At 68.2% G+C, this 19004-nt stretch carries 24 protein-coding genes and 9 pseudogenes; 11 read left to right on the top strand and 22 right to left on the bottom strand.

Features of this window, described 5'->3' with window-relative positions:
- Window positions 1-1054 precede the first annotated feature (1054 nt).
- Window positions 1055-1525, top strand: a pseudogene (locus tag DA06_RS25025) (sigma-70 family RNA polymerase sigma factor); the annotation flags it as partial.
- Window positions 1526-1720: 195 nt separating this feature from the next.
- Here DA06_RS25025 and DA06_RS25020 read toward each other — a convergent pair.
- The 8 genes from DA06_RS25020 to DA06_RS24985 all read right to left on the bottom strand — a co-directional run bounded on the left by DA06_RS25020 (window position 1721) and on the right by DA06_RS24985 (window position 5624).
- Window positions 1721-2398, bottom strand: a complete 678-nt coding sequence (locus DA06_RS25020; RefSeq protein WP_418606365.1) for a hypothetical protein — start codon at window positions 2396-2398, stop codon at window positions 1721-1723.
- Between the two features lie 163 nt (window positions 2399-2561).
- Window positions 2562-2852: a hypothetical protein gene (locus DA06_RS25015; protein ID WP_052437084.1), complete on the bottom strand. Its 291-nt coding sequence runs from the start codon at window positions 2850-2852 to the stop codon at window positions 2562-2564.
- A gap of 2 nt (window positions 2853-2854) precedes the next feature.
- Window positions 2855-2995, bottom strand: coding sequence for a hypothetical protein (locus DA06_RS25010; protein WP_418606364.1), 141 nt, complete (start codon window positions 2993-2995; stop codon window positions 2855-2857).
- 296 nt (window positions 2996-3291) lie between these two features.
- On the bottom strand, window positions 3292-3921 hold the full coding sequence (locus DA06_RS25005; protein ID WP_418606363.1) for a hypothetical protein: 630 nt from the start codon (window positions 3919-3921) through the stop codon (window positions 3292-3294).
- A 697-nt stretch (window positions 3922-4618) separates the two neighbouring features.
- A complete protein-coding gene (locus DA06_RS25000; protein WP_418606361.1) occupies window positions 4619-4744 on the bottom strand; it encodes a hypothetical protein in 126 nt (41 codons plus the stop codon).
- Between the two features lie 52 nt (window positions 4745-4796).
- Window positions 4797-5051, bottom strand: a complete 255-nt coding sequence (locus DA06_RS24995; protein WP_418608216.1) for a dihydrodipicolinate synthase family protein — start codon at window positions 5049-5051, stop codon at window positions 4797-4799.
- A gap of 13 nt (window positions 5052-5064) precedes the next feature.
- Entirely contained in the window at window positions 5065-5538 is a 474-nt protein-coding gene (locus tag DA06_RS24990) for a Fic/DOC family N-terminal domain-containing protein (protein ID WP_418608214.1), read from the bottom strand.
- On the bottom strand, window positions 5460-5624 hold the full coding sequence (locus DA06_RS24985; RefSeq protein ID WP_418608420.1) for a hypothetical protein: 165 nt from the start codon (window positions 5622-5624) through the stop codon (window positions 5460-5462). Before DA06_RS24985 ends, DA06_RS24990 begins: the two co-directional genes overlap by 79 nt.
- Window positions 5625-6167: 543 nt before the next feature.
- Here DA06_RS24985 and DA06_RS24980 point away from each other — a divergent pair.
- Window positions 6168-6515, top strand: a pseudogene (locus DA06_RS24980) (acyl-CoA thioesterase); the annotation flags it as partial.
- A gap of 114 nt (window positions 6516-6629) precedes the next feature.
- Here DA06_RS24980 and DA06_RS24975 read toward each other — a convergent pair.
- The 3 genes and pseudogenes from DA06_RS24975 to DA06_RS24965 all read right to left on the bottom strand — a co-directional run.
- Window positions 6630-7190: a carbohydrate ABC transporter permease gene (locus tag DA06_RS24975; RefSeq protein WP_418608212.1), complete on the bottom strand. Its 561-nt coding sequence runs from the start codon at window positions 7188-7190 to the stop codon at window positions 6630-6632.
- A 256-nt stretch (window positions 7191-7446) separates the two neighbouring features.
- Window positions 7447-8136: pseudogene (eno, locus tag DA06_RS24970) on the bottom strand (phosphopyruvate hydratase); the annotation flags it as partial.
- Window positions 8136-8771, bottom strand: a pseudogene (locus DA06_RS24965) (ATP-dependent metallopeptidase FtsH/Yme1/Tma family protein); the annotation flags it as partial. The pseudogenes DA06_RS24965 and eno, both read right to left, overlap by 1 nt.
- Before the next feature lie 821 nt (window positions 8772-9592).
- Here DA06_RS24965 and DA06_RS24960 point away from each other — a divergent pair.
- Window positions 9593-9967, top strand: a complete 375-nt coding sequence (locus tag DA06_RS24960) for a molybdopterin-dependent oxidoreductase (protein ID WP_418606360.1) — start codon at window positions 9593-9595, stop codon at window positions 9965-9967.
- Window positions 9968-10090: 123 nt separating this feature from the next.
- Entirely contained in the window at window positions 10091-10651 is a 561-nt protein-coding gene (locus tag DA06_RS24955; protein WP_418606358.1) for a hypothetical protein, read from the top strand.
- Window positions 10652-10705: 54 nt separating this feature from the next.
- Here DA06_RS24955 and DA06_RS24950 read toward each other — a convergent pair whose 3' ends face one another.
- A complete protein-coding gene (locus DA06_RS24950; protein WP_418606357.1) occupies window positions 10706-11137 on the bottom strand; it encodes a malic enzyme-like NAD(P)-binding protein in 432 nt (143 codons plus the stop codon).
- A 47-nt stretch (window positions 11138-11184) separates the two neighbouring features.
- Here DA06_RS24950 and DA06_RS24945 point away from each other — a divergent pair, with 47 nt between their 5' ends.
- Window positions 11185-11601 (top strand): ScyD/ScyE family protein, encoded by a 417-nt coding sequence (locus tag DA06_RS24945; protein ID WP_052437083.1) that lies wholly within the window; start codon window positions 11185-11187, stop codon window positions 11599-11601.
- Here the strand turns inward: DA06_RS24945 and DA06_RS24940 are convergent.
- Window positions 11602-12112, bottom strand: a pseudogene (locus DA06_RS24940) (alpha-amylase family glycosyl hydrolase); the annotation flags it as partial.
- Between the two features lie 20 nt (window positions 12113-12132).
- Here DA06_RS24940 and DA06_RS24935 point away from each other — a divergent pair.
- Window positions 12133-12305: pseudogene (locus tag DA06_RS24935) on the top strand (glycosyltransferase family 2 protein); the annotation flags it as partial.
- Window positions 12306-12317: 12 nt separating this feature from the next.
- Window positions 12318-12653, top strand: coding sequence for a DUF2304 family protein (locus tag DA06_RS24930; protein ID WP_418606356.1), 336 nt, complete (start codon window positions 12318-12320; stop codon window positions 12651-12653).
- A gap of 382 nt (window positions 12654-13035) precedes the next feature.
- Here DA06_RS24930 and rpmE read toward each other — a convergent pair whose 3' ends face one another.
- Window positions 13036-13254: a 50S ribosomal protein L31 gene (rpmE, locus tag DA06_RS24925; protein ID WP_418606354.1), complete on the bottom strand. Its 219-nt coding sequence runs from the start codon at window positions 13252-13254 to the stop codon at window positions 13036-13038.
- A gap of 178 nt (window positions 13255-13432) precedes the next feature.
- Window positions 13433-13621 (bottom strand): annotated as a pseudogene (locus DA06_RS24920) (hypothetical protein); the annotation flags it as partial.
- On the opposite strand from DA06_RS24920, the gene DA06_RS24915 reads away from it, so the two are divergent.
- Both DA06_RS24915 and DA06_RS24910 read left to right on the top strand, forming a co-directional pair.
- Complete coding sequence (locus DA06_RS24915; RefSeq protein ID WP_418606352.1) at window positions 13617-13793, top strand: hypothetical protein; 177 nt, start codon at window positions 13617-13619, stop codon at window positions 13791-13793. The pseudogene DA06_RS24920 and the gene DA06_RS24915 sit on opposite strands and share 5 nt — an antisense overlap.
- A 225-nt stretch (window positions 13794-14018) precedes the next feature.
- Window positions 14019-14393 carry a GntR family transcriptional regulator gene (locus DA06_RS24910; RefSeq protein WP_418606351.1) on the top strand — a complete coding sequence of 125 codons (375 nt, stop codon included), beginning with the start codon at window positions 14019-14021 and terminating at the stop codon, window positions 14391-14393.
- Here the strand turns inward: DA06_RS24910 and DA06_RS24905 are convergent.
- Both DA06_RS24905 and DA06_RS24900 read right to left on the bottom strand, forming a co-directional pair.
- Window positions 14326-14879, bottom strand: a pseudogene (locus DA06_RS24905) (cytochrome c oxidase assembly protein). The gene DA06_RS24910 and the pseudogene DA06_RS24905 sit on opposite strands and share 68 nt — an antisense overlap.
- Window positions 14880-14899: 20 nt before the next feature.
- Window positions 14900-15471 (bottom strand): annotated as a pseudogene (locus tag DA06_RS24900) (DEAD/DEAH box helicase); the annotation flags it as partial.
- Between DA06_RS24900 and DA06_RS24895 the strand changes: the two are divergent.
- On the top strand, window positions 15470-15901 hold the full coding sequence (locus tag DA06_RS24895) for a hypothetical protein (protein ID WP_418606350.1): 432 nt from the start codon (window positions 15470-15472) through the stop codon (window positions 15899-15901). The pseudogene DA06_RS24900 and the gene DA06_RS24895 sit on opposite strands and share 2 nt — an antisense overlap.
- A gap of 304 nt (window positions 15902-16205) precedes the next feature.
- Here DA06_RS24895 and DA06_RS24890 read toward each other — a convergent pair whose 3' ends face one another.
- From DA06_RS24890 to DA06_RS24870, 5 genes are all read right to left on the bottom strand, one after another.
- A complete protein-coding gene (locus DA06_RS24890) occupies window positions 16206-16439 on the bottom strand; it encodes an RsmG family class I SAM-dependent methyltransferase (protein WP_418606349.1) in 234 nt (77 codons plus the stop codon).
- Complete coding sequence (locus DA06_RS24885) at window positions 16376-16753, bottom strand: 16S rRNA (guanine(527)-N(7))-methyltransferase RsmG (protein WP_418606348.1); 378 nt, start codon at window positions 16751-16753, stop codon at window positions 16376-16378. Before DA06_RS24885 ends, DA06_RS24890 begins: the two co-directional genes overlap by 64 nt.
- 149 nt (window positions 16754-16902) lie before the next feature.
- A complete protein-coding gene (locus DA06_RS24880) occupies window positions 16903-17628 on the bottom strand; it encodes a glycoside hydrolase family 3 protein (RefSeq protein ID WP_418606347.1) in 726 nt (241 codons plus the stop codon).
- A 355-nt stretch (window positions 17629-17983) separates the two neighbouring features.
- A complete protein-coding gene (locus DA06_RS24875) occupies window positions 17984-18397 on the bottom strand; it encodes a tripartite tricarboxylate transporter permease (protein WP_418608210.1) in 414 nt (137 codons plus the stop codon).
- Complete coding sequence (locus DA06_RS24870) at window positions 18376-18513, bottom strand: hypothetical protein (RefSeq protein ID WP_418606346.1); 138 nt, start codon at window positions 18511-18513, stop codon at window positions 18376-18378. The genes DA06_RS24875 and DA06_RS24870 overlap by 22 nt, the downstream gene beginning before the upstream one ends.
- 212 nt (window positions 18514-18725) lie before the next feature.
- On the opposite strand from DA06_RS24870, the gene DA06_RS24865 reads away from it, so the two are divergent.
- Entirely contained in the window at window positions 18726-18986 is a 261-nt protein-coding gene (locus tag DA06_RS24865; protein WP_043497801.1) for a mycoredoxin, read from the top strand.
- Window positions 18987-19004 lie beyond the last annotated feature (18 nt).

Raw genomic sequence — 19004 nt, 5'->3', positions numbered from 1 at the left:
CAGCGCGTGCACCACGTCACAGCTGGCGGCCTACGGCTTAGGCGGCGCGCCCGACGGGTCCACCGACCCGATGAACCCGAGGCGCCGAGCGCGAGACATCACCGCTGAGGCGTACCCGGTTGCCCTTCCCGTTGAGTTCTGCACTTCTCCCTCAGGACTGCGCTTCGTTGCCGCATGACTTGGAGCCTGCCAGCAAACGATTACTGATGTCAAGCAATCGATTACTTCAATTGATGGCGGCGACAGGGGCCGCAGAATCCACCGGAAGTGCCTTTTGATCATTGGCACTGGATCGGTGGAGGAAAACGTCTCCGTGAGCCAGCGCAGCGGCAGGTTGCCTCGGATGTGGAACGGCCGGCACTCACGGTCGATCCCGTCGGTTTCGGGTCCGTCGCACCGTTGACCGCAAAATGGCTGCACGAACGCAGCGGTGGCAATATCGGGCACACTCCCAGAGCATCCCTTTGTCCCAGGGCCCGTGCACCCGGAACCTTCCAATTCCGGAACCGCCCGATGACCCGCAGGCAGAGGCGCTCACTCTCGATTTGATGGCCGAATCTCGGCGCGACATCCGCGCCGAAAGCGCCGAACAGCTCGCTGCACGGACACAAGCGTCCGGCATCTCACGAAAGGCCGGAGCGGCCGAAAGGCCAGCAGTGCCGCATAGGCCCCTTCCACCAATGCTGCGTCCAACCGTCCATCCAGCGGAAACTCTCGGAAGCTACGTCAACAGGATTGAGCACCGCATCGGAATGGGGCCTGGTGGCCTCTGGGGCATCGCGAGGACGGTCTCCGATAGCCAAGAGAGCAGCTCGGTCGAGGCCGCACTGGTCGCTCTCGCCGAGCAGCTCACCGCCCTTGCCCCGGGCACCCTCAAGGCGGGTCCCCGGGTGCAAGCTGAAGCGGCAGCGCCGAACCCGCGCCTGCTCTGTCTCGAGTGCGCCGCCGGCGAAGACATCGAACTCCTCCCCGCACGAAGACTCGTTCTGCTGCCTTCAGCACGGACGGTGGACGGGGTCCCGTCGCGAGCGAGGGCGAAGGTCTCGCGCCGAAGCTGCGCCGCGAGCTGCAGTGATCGCCAACGACGGTCACCTGGCCAAGAACCACCTGCTCGAGGCCAACCTGCGTCTGGTCGTCTCGCTCGCGAAGCGGTACACCGGCCGCGGCATGCTCTTCCTCGACCTGATCCAGGGGCAACCTCGGTCTGATCCGCGCGGTGGAGAAGTTCGACTACACCAAGGGCTACAAGTTCTCGACCTACGCCACCTGGTGGATCCGTCAGGCCATCACCCGCGCCATGGCGGACCAGGCCCGCACCATCCGCATCCCGGTGCACATGGTGGAGGTCATCAACAAGCTTGCCCGCGTCCAGCGGCAGATGCTCCAGGACCTGGGCCGCGAGCCCACCCCGGAGGAGCTCGCCAAGGAGCTCGACATGACCCCCGAGAAGGTCGTCGAGGTCCAGAAGTACGGACGAGAGCCGATCTCGCTGCACACCCCGCTCGGCGAGGACGGCGACAGCGAGTTGCCGGGCCGACGATCGCCACGAGGAACATGGCGACGATCATCTCCGGAAGGCCAGCATCACGTCGGACAGGCGCATCACGAACTCGTCCAGAGCCCCCTGACGCGGGCGCACACTAGGCCCAGAAGGTTCCGAGGACGGCGGATATGACGAGCGTGACCGCAGCGATCGAGACGGAGAAGCGCCCGCCCCACATCAGCCGGGAGAGGACGTCCCGACCAGATGGTCCGTCCCGAGAAGGTGTCCCGCACCGGTAGGCGCCAACCGATTCGCAAGATCCTGCGCGGCAGGGTCGTGCGGCGCCAGCCAAGGGGTGAGCAGGAGCACCGCCACGACGAAGACCAGGGCGCTCAGACCGATCCGGAGGTTGAGCGGCCACGGCCTGCGGACCTTTCGCCGACGGACCGGAGCGGAGATGCGTGCAGTGTCAGCGGTGTCAGGAACCTCGACCACGTAGTCGGCGCCCATGTTGAGCGGGACGGTCACGAGCAGGTCGAACGGCACCTCGCGCTCGTCCATCGACACGAGCGTCCTCGTGCCCGGGTCGATGTGCTCGACGTAGAAGTCGGGCTCGACGGCGATGTCACGGTCGGCGAGCATCGAGCGAGGTGGGCGGAGGCGACGGGTTTGGTGAGGCCCCCTCGAGCGGGGTGACGTAGACGATCTCGACCCTCTCACGCATCTTCCTCTCCTCGAAGAAGGCGTCGGCGAGGAACGTGAACTCCAGGGCGCGACCGGGCACTTGATGGGCATCTCGGTGACGTGGACGACGAGCCGGCCACCCTCCCAGGAGGCGAGCCTGTCGCGGAGGGCGACGGCGCCGTCGAGGGTGAAGAAGTCGAAGATGCTGCGCCGCCACTCCCCGTCCGCCATGCCCGGGGTCTCCTCCGGCCGCGGCGAGGTACCGGTGGCCTTGTGATGAGCAGCCCGTTCAGCCAGCCGACGCCGCCGCCGACGATGAGCGCCGTCACGATGCGACCCAGACGGCCGGGTAGGCCGTGACGTCGAACAGCGAGAGCTCCATGCCCCCGGAGCATCACCCCCCGCCACGATCCCCCGAGAGCCCGACGATGGAACCCACCGAGAGGTCGATGCCGCCCGTGAGGATGACGAGCAGCATGCCCAGGGCGAGGATCGCGTTGTAGGCGTGCCGGGTCATCGTGATGAGGTTGCTGGGGTTGAGGAAGGCGTCGGTCAGCAGCGAGAAGACGATGACGAGGACGATCAGGGCGATGAACGCGCGCTGGTCGAGGAGGAACTCCCCCACGCTCCGTCCGCCGAGGATGTCGATGCCCCGCGCGGGGGTGCCGGTGCGCTTTCCGGCCATGGTCAGGCTCCTACTCTCTGGCTCGGTCCGACGGACTCGTCGGAGGCGGCGAGGATCTGCTCGCGGTTGGTCGTGGCGGGGTCCAGCTCGGCGACGACGCGCCCGCGGGACATGACGAGGATGCGGGTGGAGGCGTGGAGCACCTCGCCCACCTCCGAGGTGGCGAACAGGACGGCACCGGCAGGTTCGGGCCGACCGCCTCGATCCGGTCGCCGACCACCAGCACGTCGGAGTCCTTCAGGACCGTCCGGCGGTCGTCCATCGTCACCACCGTGCCGCGTCGGAGAACGAGGGGACGACCTCCGCGGGGGCTGGCTCGGGGAGCCGGAAGGGGGCGTCTGGCTCATGGTCGGTACCTCCGTCGTCGCAGGAACTCCGCGCGGACGCTCGTCCGTCTAGCGGTCACCAATGTTGTGGCTCACACTCTGGAGTCACCCCCTCAGCATGTCAAGAACCGGACCGGATCGCGGCGGAACGGGGAGCGGCGACGGTTGACACCACGCGGCGGACTCTGAAGCATGAACTCCAGGCGGACGGTCGTCCGCTGGAGATCGGAGGAGATCCCGTGCGTGCCGCCGTCGTCACCGTCCCCGGCCAGCTGCCCGCGTACGCGTGCGAAGCCTTCTTGAAACGGGCGATGCCTCGCGGGACATCGCCCGCACGGAACGGACGCAGGCCTCGCGTCGAAGCCGTCGCTCACCCGGCCGAGACCGTACTGCTCGACGACGCGCTGCATCTCCAGCGTCGGCCCGACAGCGATGGCGAGCCGTGCCTGGATGAAGTCGAAGAACTTGTTCGGCAGCGCCAGCCGGGCGTTGGTGTTGACCGGCGGCATCCAGTACACGCCCAGGTCGAACCTGTTGAGGGTGTGGGGAAGGACATCCGGGTCACGGGGATTGATCCGGACGCGCTCATGCCCCGACGCGCGCTCGGTCAGCTTGGCCAAGTACTTGCCGCCGTCGTTGGCCGGTACGAGGAACAGGTCGAGGCTGTATTCCGGCCCCAGAGCGATCGCGGCGTCGATGATCGTCTCGAGGTGCCTTCCCGGGACCGCCCCTCCCGAGTGCACGAGGCGGATCGCACTTCCGTCGACCGGCGTCGGCGAGAGGTCCGCGAAGGGGAACTCGGACGCTCTCGTCGTCTCCCTGCACGGTGCGCTCGAGCGTTCGCTCTACGAGCTGCCCCGCTTCGAAAGGCTCACCACCCTCGCGGCCGGCCGGGCAGAGAACCTGCTGTTCCTCGCCGACACCACCCTTGGACTTCGCAGCGATCTCAACCTCGTTGGTACGTCGGCACCGAGTCCGACAACCTCACGGCGCGTTATGCCAAGTACATCGCCAGCCTCGCCGAGACCGGCGTTCGCCGGCTGGTGCTCGTCGGCATCTCGGGCGGCGGGTTCGCCGCCCTGGCGCTCAGCCACATGCTCCCGGGCTCGGTAGCGCTCGCGATCTCGCCGCAGACGCGGATCGGGGTCTACGAGGAATGGGCGTACGAACGGTTCATCGAGACGGCGTTCCCCGCCGCGGCCTCCTACGAAGAGGTCGAGGCGTCGTTCCCCCGAGCGCCTCGACCTCCGGTACTCGTACGTGCTTCGCCCGCTGCGCAGCTCGTTCTGGTACGTCCAGAACTCTGGCGACGTCACGCACGTCGAGCGGCATTTCCGGCCGTTCGCCCGGGCGTCCAGGCGCCGTCCTCTGTGAATGGCGTCAGGACGGGCGCGATGATGCCGGTCAAGTTCACCGCAGCAACCTTCTGTGGTGCGCTGCTCACTTGGCTGCGGCCAACTCGAGCGCACCGAACCGCTCGAGCTCGCGACGGATGTTCTCGCGCTCCTCGGGCGAGGCAGAGGTGAGCGGCAGGCGGGGTGACCCAGCATCGCCGGCGATCCGCATGGCGTCCTTCCACAGGGTGCGGGGTTGGTGCGACCGCCCTGGCCCATGATCTTCAGAACGGGATACAGCTTGGCCTGCATCGACCGGCTTCGACGACGTCACCGGCCTGGAAGGTCTCGATCATCGTGCGGATGAAGTCGCCCAGCAGGTGCGACGCGCCCGAGACGACGCCGCCGACGCGCTCACCAGCCTGGGCGTAGGTCTCCAGGATCATGGTGTCGTCGCCGTTGTAGAGGATGAAGTCCTCCGGCGTGACATTGAGGTACTGGGTGATCTGCTTGGGGTTGAGCTCGGCCTCGTCCTTGATGGCGACGACTGGGCTACCGCCATGCGCACCAGCGGGTGAGATCGTCCTCGGCGTGGACGAAGTGCTCCCAGGCCGCGAGCTTCTCGCGAATCAGTTCGGCACCCTCGGGTGGTGCGTACACGACCTGCCGTGTGGTGGGGTTTGCGATCCGGGTGCCAGGTGCCGCACGAACAGACATGTCCCGGCCCTGCAGCTCGGCGCAGATCCGAGCAGCCGTCGCCGCAGTGAGTGGCCGGTTCCTGATCGACTCGACTCCCGCAAACAGCACCCTCCGGTAGCGCAAGGCCTCCTTGGTGGCGTGGTCGCCCCACCCTGAGTCGACGTGCTTGAACAGCTCGTCGGCGGCAGTCACGATGTTCTCGATCTCGGAGCTGGCCTGCGCCTCGAGCAGCGGGTTTGTGGGACCTGTCAGGTGTCTGGACGCGTCTGCGTCGCCGGCAGGAGACGGGAGTTCGGGTGCGGCACACTCGCCAGGTGAGCACCACACCGCCGACGGCCCACCCCGGAGGAGCTCCGGGCCTGCGCCGGCCGCAGCATCCCGCCGGTCATCGCGCCGGGGCTGACGGTCCTCATGTGCGGGATCAAGGCTCGCCGCAGTCGACCGGACCGACGGCGCGCGGTTCCCGGTTCTCGTTCCCAACGAGCGCGGCCTAGATCGGGCGCTCGCGAGCGGCGTCACGGAGATCGCGATCTTCGGCTCCGCCACCGAGTCCTTCGCCCAGCGAAACCTGGGCGGGTCCGTGGAGGAGTCGCTCGCGATTGTTCGCGCCGGTCCGTCCGACCGTGCCTCGCCGAGGCTGCCGGTTCGTGCCTACCTCTCGATGTGCTTCGGTGACCCCTGGGAGGGCCATGTGCCGATCCCACAGGTTGTCACAGCCGCCACGCGGCTCATGGGACTCGGCTGCTCCGAGCTCTCGCTCGGCGACACCATCGGCGTCGCCACCCCCGGTCATGTAATCGCGCTGCTCGACGCACTCGCCGAGGCGGGCCTGGGATCGGACCGGCTCGCCGGCCCGACGTCCCGGCCCAGACAGGGCCGCGCGCCGCGGCAGCGAACCGCAAGGAGGACGTCCGGGCCTCGGCACGGGAACCGCCCGTACCCTGGCGAGCATGAGCATGCCCACGGACGACGGGATCACCTTCCGCACCCGCAAGTGGATCAAGCCGGAGGACCTCAACGCCAACGGCACCCTCTTCGGCGGCAGTCTGCTGCGCTGGATCGACGAGGAGGCCGCGATCTACGTGATGATCCAGCTGAACGAGCGGGTCGTCACCAAGTACATGTCCGAGATCAACTTCGTCAGCTCGGCCGAGCAGGGCGACATCGTCGAGATGGGTCTCGTGGCGACGGCGTTCGGCCGCTCCTCGATGACCATGCGCGCGGAGGTGCGCAACCTCTTCACGCGCCAGAGCATCCTCACGATCGACAAGATCGTGTTCGTCAACCTCGGCGAGGACGGCCGTCGGACCGGGCGGCCAGCACGCGCAGGTGTGTGCCGCGACGTCCGACCCCCACGGCCACGCCGCCCGAGAGAGTCCCGGGCGGCCGGCTGCGGGGGCCTTGCCCCTCGCTGGCCATCACTTCACCCCCCGTGCGCGCGATGCCCTGGACGAACACCCGCTGCGCCAGGAGGAAGACCACCAGCGTCGGCAGGCTGGCGACGAGCGCCCCCGGCCATCACGACGTTCTGGTACCCCACGCCCATCGTGTAGGAGAGCAGACGCGAGAGGGTGAGCACCACGGGGTACTTCGCCTCGGACTGCAGGATCGACAGCGGCCACAGGAAGTTGTTCCAGTAGTAGACGACCGTGAAGACCAGGAGAGTGATCGTCGCCGGCCGCAGCAGGCGCGACGACCTGGACGAGGATGCGAAGCTCGCTGGCGCCGTCGATCCGGGCGGCGTCGATGAGCTCGTCCGGGACGTCCGCGATGAACTGGCGCATGAGGAAGATCCCGAACGCGTTCACCAGCCACGGCAGCATCACGCCGAGGTAGGAGTCCGACAGCCCCAGGCTCGAGACCACGTGGTAGAGCGGGACCAGCGTGACGATCGGCGGGAGGAACATCGTCGCGACGACGCCCCAGAAGATCGCGTCCCGTCCTCGGAAGCGGTACTTGGCGAAGACGTAGCCCGCCATCGTCGAGGTCACCAGCACCGCCAGGCTGCTCACCCCGGCGATCAGCACGCTGCGCGCGGGGCGCGGCGGGTCGGCGGCTGCTCATGGGCTCCATCGTCTCGCACCGGGACGGCGAACGCCGGGAGCCACGGCGCGTGAGTCGTTGACGAGCTCACGCACGGCGGCTCCCGCGTCGGGCGCAGACCGGACCGGCACGATCCGGTCTGCACGGCCGGACGGGCGTGGGGCCCGTCCGTGCCGTCAGGCGCGGGACGGCGCGGGGGAACGCGCTGCGGCCGGCGTAGACCGCCGCGTCGTCGAGCTCCTCCTCGATGCGCAGGAGCTGGTTGTACTTGTTGATGCGCTCGCCGCGGGCGGGCGCACCGGTCTTGATCTGGCCGGCGTTCACGGCGACGGAGAGGTCGGCGATGGTGGTGTCCTCGGTCTCGCCGGAGCGGTGGGAGACCATCGCGGTGAAGCCGTTGCGCTGGGCGAGGGTGACGGCGTCGAGCGTCTCGGTCAGCGAGCCGATCTGGTTGAGCTTGACGAGCAGGGAGTTCGCCGCGCGCAGCTCGATGCCCTTGGCCAGGCGCTCGGGGTTGGTGACGAACAGGTCGTCGACGATCTGCACGCGGGAGCCGACCTCGGAGACCAGCTGGGCCCAGCTGTCCCACTCGTCCTCGCTCAGCGGGTCCTCGATGGAGACCAGCGGGTAGTCGGCCACCAGCTTCTCGTAGTAGGCGACCATCTCGGCGGGCGAGGTGGCCCTGCCCTCGAACTGGTAGGCGCCGTCGGAGAAGAACTCGGTGGAGGCGACGTCCAGCGCCAGGGCGATGTCCTCGCCCGGCTTGTAGCCGGCCTTCTCGATGGCCTCGAGGATGAGGTCGAGCGCCGCCCGGTTGGACTCGAGGTTCGGGGCGAACCCGCCCTCGTCACCCAGGCCGGTGGCCAGGCCGCGGGACTTCAGACGGCACGCGCGAGGAGCGTCTTGCCCGTCCCGGGCGGGCCGTAGAGCAGCACGCCCTTGGGGATCTTGGCGCGACGGCCTGGAACTTCTCCGGCTCGGCGAGGAACTCCTTGATCTCCTGGAGCTCCTCCACGGCCTCCTCCTCGCCGGCGACGTCGGCGAAGGTGACCTGGGGGTTCTCCTTGTTGACCATCTTGGCCTTGGACTTGCCGAACTTCATCATGCCGCCGGCGCCGCCCTGGGCCCGGGAGAGCAGCCACCAGAAGACGATGAAGATGATGACCATCGGCAGCATGAACGTCAGCAGCGACGTCCAGATGGACGTCGGCACCACGGAGTTGTACCCCTTGTCGGGGTCGGCCGCCTCGACGGCCCGCACCACCTGGTCACCCTGGGGCGCGACGTAGAAGAACTCCACGCTCTCGCCCTTGTCCACGGTGCCGCCCTCGCCGTCGTCGGCCTCGAAGGGCTCGGACAGCGTCAGGCGCACCCGCTGGGCGCCCTCCGTGATCTCGACCTGCTCGACGGTGTCCCCCCCTGAGCAGCTCGAGGCCCTGGGAGGTGTCGATGCGCTGGGTGCCGGACTGCCCCAGGAGGGACCATCCCAGGGAGATGAGCACGAGCATGATCAGCATGAGTCCTCCAGGGGTCGTGCTGGAAGGCTAGGTGCTTCCTCGCCGTCGCACCGGCGTTTCGTCCAGGCAATGACGCCCGGTGCTGGTAATGGCCGCGATTCGCCGAATCTTCGCGGACGGGTCGGGTACGTTCCAGGCACCGCGGGGTGCCGCACGCCTCGCCGAGGGAAGGGGCCACGTCATGGCAGCGCTCACCGACGTCCTCATGATCACGTACAACAGCCCGAGCCGCGCTCCGGGTCTCCCTGCCCCACCTGCTGTCCACCTGTGACGAGTGGACCAGGGTCTGGCTGTGGCACAACGGTGACGACGAGGAGACGCTCGCCGTCACCTCGGAGCTGGCGCAGGACCCGAGGGTGCACCGGTTCCACCACAGCCGTGAGACGTCCGGCTCACGGCCCCCACGAACTGGTTGTGGAGCGAGTCGGACGCGACGTACGTGTCCAAGGTCGACGACGACTGCCTGCCGGCGCACGGCTGGATCGAGCGCCTCCGGGACGCCCACGACGCGAACCCCGAGTTCGGCGCGGTGGGCTGCTGGCGCGGCATGCTCGGCAGGCCCGGCTGCGGCCTGCTGCAGATGAACGGCCAGCCGACCGCCGAGAACACCCGTGAGGCCGGCGCCGACGGCGACCTGGCGGGCTTCCGGAACTGGTCCAACGACGCCCATGTCAAGGATCTGGCGCGGGTCTGGAACGTCGACCCGATGGAGATCCCGCACTACTCGCCGCCGACGCACGCCATGCAGATGATGCGCTACGGTCGGAGGGACGGGGTCCGATCCGCAGTGATGGTGGTCCACACCAACCCCCGTGGTCTCGATGCCGGAGCTGGACCGGATGCGCTCGATCCTCAGCCAGGACCGCCTGTTCCTCGTGGTCCAGGACATCTTCCTCTCCGAGACGGCGCAGCTCGCCGACGTCGTCCTGCCCGCCGCGACCTGGGGCGAGAAGGCGGGCACGTTCACGAACGCCGACCGCACGGTGCACCTGTCGGAGAAGGCCGTCGACCCGCCCGGAGAGGCGCGGCCGGACCTCGACATCTTTCATCGACTTCGCCCCACCGCCTGGGGGGCTGGGAGGACAAAGGGACGGGCGCCCCCCGCTGGTGAAAGTGGGTCCCACCCCCCGGGAGGAGGCCCTCGAGGCGTGGGAAAGGAGTGCAGCCGCGGGGCGGCCGTGCGACTACGACGATGATCGTGAAGAACGCGAAGGCGAACAGGCCGGCGACGATGGACGGGATGCCCGTCATGACGTCCACGAGGATGGTAATCGCGCGGGCGAGGCGCCCCCCTGCCGTACTCGACCAGGTAGATCGCGGTGAAGATGCCCAGCGGGATCGAGATCAGCGAGGCGATCCCCGTCACCCACAGGGTGCCGATGATGGCGTGCAGCGCACCGCCCTCGCGCATGTCGCCGAAGATGCCGGTCATGTCCGTCGTCAGGAAGTCCCAGCTCAGCAGCGCCAGGCCGTTGGACAGGACGGTCCACACCAGCGAGACGAGGGGAGCCATCGCCAGCGCGAACGCGCCCGTCACGAGGGACGTGGCGAGACGGTCCTTGGCGCGACGCCGGCTCGACGGCTCGGGAGGTCCCCCAGTTGGCCACGAGGAAGACGATGGCCCCGACGAGCACGACCGACGCGACGGTCGGCTCGGAGAGCACGCTGAGCAGCACGAGCGCGACGACGAAGGAGCCGGCGAGGATCCCCCAGGGCGCCCACGCGGGCAACTTGCCCGTGCGCTCGAGCAGCGGGGCGGTCGTGGTGGTCATCAGTTCGCTCCCGAGAACTCGGCGCGGCGGGCGATGATCCAGCGGGCGAACAGGTCGCAGCGCGAAGACGATGGTCCGTCGTTCATCGTGGCGACGTCGCGCCGGTGAGGATGTTGCCCGCCGAGACTCCGATGAACACGTCCGCACCCGCCAGACCCTCCTTCAGCGTGCCCGTGAAGCCCTCCTCGTTCGTGTTCTCGGCGATCCACCGACGGTACTCGTCGCCGTTGGCGGCCTCCCGGTGGAGCGCTCCGCCCCGTCCGAGGCGAGGATGTACCGGGCGCCCTGGGCCTTGAGCAGCTTGATGATCGCCGAGCCGGCGGCGACGCCGGAGACGACGATGCGCACGTCCTCCATCGACTTCCCGGTCACCTTCAGCGCGTTGATCAGCGCCGCCAGCACCACGATGGCGGTGCCGTGCTGGTCGTCGTGGAAGACGGGGATGTCCAGCTCCTCCCGCAGCCGCGCCTCGATCTCGAAGCACCGCGGCGCGGAGATGTCCTCCAGGTTGATCCCGCCGTACACCGGCGCCATCGCCTTGACGATCGAGATGATCTCCTCGGTGTCCTTGGTGGTGGACCGTGACGGGGACATCTCCACGATCTTCGTCTTCCCGAAGGAAGCCCGCCGTCGACTCCCCCATGGGTCGCCTCCAGCCCCGACGCCGTGCCGACCACGGTCGTGCGCGGCCCCGACGGCGACCTGTACGTCAGCCAGCTCACCGGCTTCCCGTCCCGAGCACGGCGACGGTCTGGCGCTTCGAGGACGGCGAGGACCCGGAGGTCTTCGCGGACGGCTTCACCAACGTCATCGACCTCGGGTTCACCGACGACGGCGACCTGCTCGTCCTGGAGTTCACCACGAACGGCCTGCTGTCCGGCGACCCGAAGGGCGCACTGCACTGGGTCGACAGCGACGACACCGACAAGCACAAGGTGCTCACCGACGAGCTGACCATGCCCGGCGGCCTCGCCGTGGACGGCGACGACCTCTACGTGTCGAACAACTCCGCCATGGCGAACAAGGGCGAGGTGCTGCACTTCACCCTGAACGAGTGACTCGGCGGTGTGGTTGTAGACGACGTCCAGGATGACCTCGATGCCCGCCTCGTGCAGCGCCTTGACGAGGGTCTTGACTCCTGGACCTGCTCGCCGCGGGTGCCGTAGGCGGCGTAGCGTTGTGCGGGGCGAAGAACCCGATGGAGTTGTAGCCCCAGTAGTTGCTCAGGCCCTTCTCCTGCAGGGGGTCGTTGACGAACTGGTGCACCGGCATCAGCTCCACCGCGGTGACACCGAGCTCCACGAGGTGCTGGACCACCGCCGGGTGGGACATGCCCGAGTAGGTGCCGCGCAGCTCCTCGGGGACCTCCGGGTGCAGCTTGGTCATGCCCTTGACGTGGGCCTCGTAGATGACGGTCTCGTGGTAGTCGCGGTTCGGGGGACGGTCGTAGCCCCAGTCGAAGAAGGGGTTGACGACGACGGACGTCATCGTGTGTCCGGCCGAGTCCTCCTCGTTGCGCTGCTCGGGGTCGTCGAAGGAGTACGAGTACAGGGACTCCGGGTCATCGACGGGACGCGGCCTCCTCGCTCGACCTCAGGCAGAACCGGATGGCGCACGCCACGGAGATCGTGCTCAACCTGGGTCGGACCCGGCTGCCGTGGGCGGAGTATCCCGTGCACGTGCTCTACACGGACTACTCCAGGGCAAGGGCCAGTCGTTGCTGAACTCGGTCAACATCCTTGTCGACCTGGTGTTCAACTAGTTGGGGGCGCTCGTGCTGATCCAGATCATCCTCCTGGTGGCCATCGCCATCATCACCGTGCTGCTGACACGGTCGACGGCGGGAGCGCGCCATCAGGCGGTCCGCCGGCTGCTGCTCGCCGGCTTCGTCGTCCTCGCGGTGCTGTCGGTCCTCTTCCCGAGCTGGCTCACCGTGCTGGCACGTTTCCTCGGTGTCGGCCGCGGTGCGGATCTCCTGCTCTACGCGCTGGTGATCGCCTTCCTCAGCTCCCTGGCCACCACCTACAGGACGACCAGTCTCCTCAACCGCCGCATCACCGTATACCTCTCTCGCGGTGTACGAACGTCAGAGAATCTCGCACGCCGTTGACTAAGGCCTCTCCTGACGGCAGCGCGGAGTTGCGTGGCGTTCCCACAAGCTTCCCCGCCTGTTTGGCGTCCCGTGAAAACTCGTTCTTGGGGAGCAACCACATCGGGAGATCAGTGCGGCCGCCGTCCGTGGTGACGGGCAGCATCCCGCCCGTATAGCTGGAGTGCGCAGGTTCGCCACCTGCCTCGGGGCGATTCCGGTCCGACCGTCTCGGTCCGAGCGATCCCGGGGATTACACAGGGAGGGCGGCCACTGTGGTGGTACGAGGTCGTAAGCAAGCTGGCGTACCGAGAGCAACTCTGCGGTTCGGTCGAGCTCAGGCGGTGTTCGTGCGTCACACCACAGAGGCGAGCGGTCCCACCTGCCGCGGCACGATCTACCTTCAGCCCGTGGTCGGCTGCACGCGAACCGATGGCGAGGACCGTGGGGTCCCCCAGGGCCACCCCCGGTACGGAGAACTGGGTGGTGTAGAAGGGTGGCAGGCGCTGCACACGTCGGCGTGGATCTCGCCGGACGTGGCGGTGCTGCGGGTGGTGAAGGTGTTGCCGCACGTGCACGTGACGGTGGTGGTCACGTACTCGGGGTGGATGCCCTGCTTCATGTCTCTCCTAGGTTCGTGAGTGCCCCGGGTCGGGCGAGGGACGCGTCCGTGAACCGGAGGCCGACGAGATATTGTGCCAGACCGCACCTGACGGCCGGAACCTTGTTGTCAACGCCGCGGGCGTCCGCCCTGTTCCCGCCTGGGCGGACGGCCCGCAGATGTGAGCGACGTCTCCGCGTCAGCGGATGGCGAGCTCGGGCTCGTGCGTGGGCGTCGGCGTCGTCTTCTGCACGGTCATGAGGAACTCCGCGTTCGACGCGGTCTCCCGCAGCTTGCCCAGGAGCAGGTCGATCGCCTGCTGCTGGTCGAGCGCGCCCATGACGCGGCGCAGCTTCCAGACGATCTTGAGCTCCTCCGGCGCCATGACCGCCGGCTTCGGACTGGGGGCGATGCTGGCCGACGGTCAGCCGTACATGACCAGTGCGGCCGGTCTGGTCATCTACCCCGGCCTGGCGATCTTCCTCACCGCACTTGCGGTCACGTTCATCGGGCAGGGCATCGAGACACGAAGGCAAGGACGAGGACATGAGCACGACTGAGCCGGCGAGGAGTCGACCGAAGGCGGCCCGCGGCGCGAGCGGCGCGCCACAGGTACGCAAGCGGACCCTGTCCTCGGTCATCACCACGCAGGTGCGTCGGCGCATCGTCGACGGAAGCTACCCACCTGGGGCTCAGCTCAACGAGGTGGAGCTGGCGAGACAGTACTCCACCAGCGGGGACCGGTCCGGGAGGGCCTGCAGCGCCTCGTGCAGGAGGGCCTGCTGGTGAGCCATCCTCACCGCGGCATCTTCGTCCCGGTCCTCGCCTACGACGACCTCAACGACCTCTTCGTGGCGCGAAGTGCCGTCGAACGCGCCGCGATGGTCGAGGTGCTCGCTCATGGCGTCCCAGCTGCGACGATCGCCGCCCTCGAACAGGTGCTCGGGCAGATGGAGCTCGCGATCCAGGCGCACGAGTGGTCGGGCGTGGTCGCGGCCGACCTGCGTTTCCACGAGCTGATCGTCGAGGCGTCGGGCAGCCCCCGGCTGACCAGGATGCACAACACCCTGTCCGGCGAGACCCGCCTGGGCTTCAAGCCCACGCGACGGCGACGCCGATGGCGAGGGCGAGCGTCGGGAACTCGCCGATGCCCCAGGTGATGGCACCGCCCTTCTCCTGGTCGGCGAGGGCGTCCCCAGCCCCCAGGCCAGCCGAGCAGCCGAAGTAGTCGGCGGCGAGCAGGGAGGTCTGGGAGATGATCGAGATCCCGAAGAAGGCGTGGAACCCCATGGTGGCGAGCAGCAGGAGCAGGCGGAGGCGGGTAGGAGGCGCGCGGGACCTGGGTCGATGCCGATGAGCGCGTTGGCGAAGAGGTATCCCGCCAGCGTGAAGTGCACGACCATGAGGATGTGCCCCACGTGCGTGGTCAGGGCGAGCTCGAAGAGCGCGGTGTAGTAGAAGACCACCAGCGAGCCCGCGAAGTTGATGCCCGCGACCACGGGGTTGGAGAAGAAGCCCGCCCACCGCGAGTGCACGAGGGCCAGCAGCCACTCCCGGGGCCCGCGGGACCCGTCCCGCCGGTGCGGCAGGGCCCGGACCGCCAGGGTCACCGGCGCCCCCAGCACCACGAAGATCGGCACGACCATCGCCAGCAGCATGTGCTGTGCCACAGCGGCACGGGGCGTCGCTCGGTGACGACCACCTGGGTGTTGCCGCGCACCATCGTCAGCCACTCGCCGAACTCCTCCGCGTTCGACACGGTGGCGGAGAGGGAGACCACCTGGACGCCCTGGTCCAGGTGGATGATGACCTCCTCCCAGACCGGCCCGCGGAACCGGTCGGCGAGGTAGTGCACCTCGTCCATGACGACGAAACCGAGCCCGTCCAGCGTCTCCGAGCCGGCGTAGAGCATGTTGCGCAGCACCTCGGTGGTCATGACCACCACGGGCGCGGAGCCGTTGATGGACGTGCGCCGGTGAGCAGCGACGTTCTCCTTGCCGTGCACGGCGGCCAGGTCGAGGTACTTCTGGTTGCTCAGCGCCTTGATCGGCGTGGTGTAGAACGCCTTGCGGCCGCTGGCGAGGCCCAGGTGGACGGCGAACTCCCCCACCACCGTCTTGCCGGCGCCGGTGGGGGGCGGCGACGAGGACCCCCGTGCCCGGACTCGAGCGCCTCGCACGCCTCGACCTGGAAGTCGTCGAGCTCGAACCCCCAGCCGACGACGGAAGCGCCCAGCATGCTGCGTTCCGCGGGCGACCTCCTCCCGCTGGGGCAGGCCGCCGAGATCGGCGACTACACCATCACCGTGAACGGCCTGAACCTCGACGCCGACGACGCGATCGCCGAGGCGGACGAGTTCAACCCGCCGGCGGACGGCCGCTACGTCGTCGCCGACGTCTCCGTCGTCTACAACGGCGCGGAGGAGGGCAACCCGTGGATGGACCTGTCCTACATCTTCATGGGCTCCGACAACGCCCAGTACGACGACGGCACCTGCATGGCGATCGAGGAGAACTCCGTCGTCAACGTGCCCACGCTGAACACCGGCGGCGCCGACTACAGCGTCTGCATGGACGTCCCCGTCGAGGCGATCGAGGGCGGCAGCTTCGCCATCGAGCCGCTCTTTTCCCTCGACGAGTCCGACCGGGCCGTGTGGGCGATCAACTGACCCGGCCCGCGGCTCGCTGAGCCGTCACGAGCGAGGCGCCGGAGGATCTCCTCCGGCGCCTCGCTCTTTCGACCTCGGCGATCGCCTCGGGCGGCGTCTTCCTCACCCGGCGTCGAAGCGCTCCTCGCCCTCCTGCTCGGGGCTGTCAGGAACGCCTGGGCAGGATACCGGTTCATGCCCCAGCAGAGCCGACGGTCGGACGCCGATCATGGAAGCGGCTCATCCTCTGGATGGCGTGCCAACCGACCCACCACGTCTTCAGTACCGAATAGTTCGATCAGCTACCCACCGATGACCGCGCTACTTATCGACGCTTGTCGATAATAACGACCATCGTGCTTTCCCCTCCGGGAACGGGCCGTACCTCTTCGACCCGGGTGTCGCGCGCCCCGAGCTTCCGCAGGACGTACTTGGCCTTCTCGACCTCCTCGCCAGCGCGCTGACCCTTGAGCGCGACCAGCCGACCGTCCGGCATCACCAGCGGGAGGGTCCACCGAGCGAGCTTGTCGAGCGCCGCGACCGCACGGGCCGTGACCACGTCGTACGACGCCTTGCCGTGCAGCTCGTCGCGCGCTGGACGATCGTCACGTTGTCGATGCCGAGTTCCTCGACGACATCGGTCAACCAGTCGACCCGTCGCTCCATCGGCTCGATCAGGTGCATGTTGAGGTCGGGCCGCATGATGGCAAGAACCACCCCTGGGAATCCGGCACCTGAACCGACATCCGCCACCGTCGCGTCGTCCTGGATGAACGGCGCGACCGCAGCAGAGTTCACGATGTGCCGGGTCCAGAGCCGGGGTAGCTCACGCGGGCCGATCAGGCCTCGTAGCTCGCCCTCCTCGACAAGCATCTGCGCAAAATGCTCGACCGGGGCCCACGAGAGTCCAAACAGCTTGCGGACCTCGTCCGACGGCGCTCGACAGCGCCCTCCGCGGAACTCGTCATCGCATCACGCCGGGTGGATAACCACGCGGCGCTCGGGCTCCGACCCCTTCTGAGTCACTGACGAGACCGGTTCTCGAGGATGCCGCGCTCCGCCTTCCAGGTGAGGATCCGTCGCACCGACTCCTCGAGCCGCTCCTCGGTGAGGACACCGTCGGCCACGGCCTGGCGCACGCCCGCGAAGGAGGCGTCGACGTCGGGCGAGTTCAGGAGGATGTCGGAACCGGCCTGGATCGTCATGACGGCGATCTCCTCCTGGCTCCAGTTGGCGGCCATCGCGGCCATGTCGAGGGCGTCGGTGGTGACGAGCCCGTCGAAGCCCATGTCCTCGCGGAGCAGACCGGTGAGGACGTCGTGGGAGAGGGTGCCGGGGAGCTCGGGGTCGATCGCCTCGACGATGATGTGCGCGGTCATGACCATGTCGCCCGCGTCGATCGCGGCCTGGAACGGCTGGAGGTGCTCGTCCAGGGTGGCGCGGTCGTAGGTGACGACGGGCAGGCCGTAGTGCGAGTCGACGTTGGTGTCGCCGTGGCCGGGGAAGTGCTTGGCCGTCGCGGCCACGTGCTCCTGCATGCCCTGGATCTGGGCGACGCCGAGCCTGCTGACGGTGTCCGGGTCCTCCCCCATGGACCGGATGCCGATGACCGGGTTGTCCGGGTTGGAGTTGAGGTCCAGCACTGGGGCGAAGTCGACGTTGACGCCCATGGCGCGCATCTCCTCGCCGAGGATCTGCCCCTGCTCGTGCGCGAGGTCGGCGTCGAACCGACGGAGGCGGTGGGACATGAGCGAGTCGCGTGGAGTGTTTCGTGGAAGGTGCCGCTGACTCTGTGGTTGCTCGGGCTGATCGCGAAGATCGGGCTGAGTGTGTTCGTGAGTGACAGCCTCGGTAACTGGGTGGGCGGCGTATGGTTCCTTGCTTTGGTGACTTTGGGGCTATGGGTCGCATCTAGGGAGCGGAACTCGGGAGAAAGATCTGACCAGTAGTCGTCTCCCCGCGGGTGGACTGCTTCAAGGAGCAAGACTTCTTCGTCAACGGCGTGAGGATCGAGTCGTTCTTTTCGGTGGACTGGTAGAGCTGGCTAAGGATGAGGCCGGAGTAGTTGCTATATCGCTGGGACCTGTCGGCGCCGGGCGGCGGTCAGACGTTCGACAGAGGCGCGGCCCGGCCGCACGAAGGCCAGAGCAGGGAGAGCACCGTCATCGCGATGAGCACGAGGCTCAACGGGCGGGTGAAGAAGGAGGCCCACGGGTTGGCGTCGCCCTGGGCGGTCAGCAGCCCCTGGACGAGGCCGGTCTCGGCGATGCTGCCGAGGATGAGTCCGAGCACGATCGGTGCCGAGCTGATCCCGGCCAGGCTCAGGAAGTAGGCCAGGACGCCGAGGGCGAGCATGATGACGTCCACCACGGACGAGCGAACGGCGTACGCGCCGACGATGGTCAGCACGGTGATGCCGGGGGCGAGATACCGGGCCGGCAGGGCGATGACCCCTCGCTGGAGCGCCCGTCCTGCGACGAGGCCTACGGGCACCATCATGACCGCCGACACGGCCAGGGCGATGATGAAGGTGTAGACCAGGTCGCCCGAGGTGGTGAACAGCTCGCGCCCGGACGTAGGCCGTGCAGCAGGAGGACGCCGAGGATGATGGCGTCCGGCGGGCTCGTACTCATCCCGGCCAGTGTCTCAGCCTGCGCCGACACGCACCGCGGCCGGTCGCCGGTCTGTGTGCGGCCCCACTCGGCCGCGCGCAGGCACAGGGGGAAGAATCAGAACGGTCCGGGCGTTCCCGGAACAGCGGGCGCGATACGCCCCACGAGAACGACGAGGGCGTGCGAGCCCCGCGACGACGGCGAGGGCGGACGCCGAGACGAGAGGAGCAGCCATGACGGCACAGGCACCCGAGGCCGGAAGCATCACGATGTACTCGACCACCTGGTGCGGCTACTGCCGGCGGCTGAAGACGCAGCTCGACCGTGAGGGCATCCCGTACAACGAGGTGAACATCGAGGAGGACGAGGCGTCCGCGTCGTTCGTCGAGTCCGTCAACGACGGCAACCAGACCGTCCCCACGGTGGTGTTCCCCGACGGGAGCGCCGCGACGAACCCCTCGCTGGCCGACGTCGTCGAGCGACTCAAGAACTGAGCGGTCGGACCGGCCGCT

Origin of the sequence: Georgenia sp. SUBG003, assembly GCF_000715355.2 — a bacterium.
GTDB lineage: Bacteria > Actinomycetota > Actinomycetes > Actinomycetales > Actinomycetaceae > Georgenia.
This window is presented reverse-complemented; position numbering and strand designations above follow the sequence as displayed.

Coding starts and splice junctions, on each gene's coding strand:
- DA06_RS25020 (WP_418606365.1), bottom strand. CDS start 2,398: ATGGCGGACGGGGAGTGGCGGCGCAGCATCTTCGACTTCTTCACCCTC.
- DA06_RS25015 (WP_052437084.1), bottom strand. CDS start 2,852: ATGGCCGGAAAGCGCACCGGCACCCCCGCGCGGGGCATCGACATCCTC.
- DA06_RS25000 (WP_418606361.1), bottom strand. CDS start 4,744: ATGCGGATCGCCGGCGATGCTGGGTCACCCCGCCTGCCGCTCACCTCT.
- DA06_RS24985 (WP_418608420.1), bottom strand. CDS start 5,624: ATGAGGACCGTCAGCCCCGGCGCGATGACCGGCGGGATGCTGCGGCCG.
- DA06_RS24975 (WP_418608212.1), bottom strand. CDS start 7,190: ATGGCGGGCTACGTCTTCGCCAAGTACCGCTTCCGAGGACGGGACGCG.
- DA06_RS24960 (WP_418606360.1), top strand. CDS start 9,593: ATGCCGGAGCTGGACCGGATGCGCTCGATCCTCAGCCAGGACCGCCTG.
- DA06_RS24950 (WP_418606357.1), bottom strand. CDS start 11,137: ATGTCCCCGTCACGGTCCACCACCAAGGACACCGAGGAGATCATCTCG.
- DA06_RS24945 (WP_052437083.1), top strand. CDS start 11,185: ATGGGTCGCCTCCAGCCCCGACGCCGTGCCGACCACGGTCGTGCGCGG.
- rpmE (WP_418606354.1), bottom strand. CDS start 13,254: ATGAAGCAGGGCATCCACCCCGAGTACGTGACCACCACCGTCACGTGC.
- DA06_RS24915 (WP_418606352.1), top strand. CDS start 13,617: ATGACCGCCGGCTTCGGACTGGGGGCGATGCTGGCCGACGGTCAGCCG.
- DA06_RS24895 (WP_418606350.1), top strand. CDS start 15,470: ATGCTGCGTTCCGCGGGCGACCTCCTCCCGCTGGGGCAGGCCGCCGAG.
- DA06_RS24885 (WP_418606348.1), bottom strand. CDS start 16,753: ATGCTTGTCGAGGAGGGCGAGCTACGAGGCCTGATCGGCCCGCGTGAG.
- DA06_RS24880 (WP_418606347.1), bottom strand. CDS start 17,628: ATGTCCCACCGCCTCCGTCGGTTCGACGCCGACCTCGCGCACGAGCAG.
- DA06_RS24870 (WP_418606346.1), bottom strand. CDS start 18,513: ATGAGTACGAGCCCGCCGGACGCCATCATCCTCGGCGTCCTCCTGCTG.
- DA06_RS24865 (WP_043497801.1), top strand. CDS start 18,726: ATGACGGCACAGGCACCCGAGGCCGGAAGCATCACGATGTACTCGACC.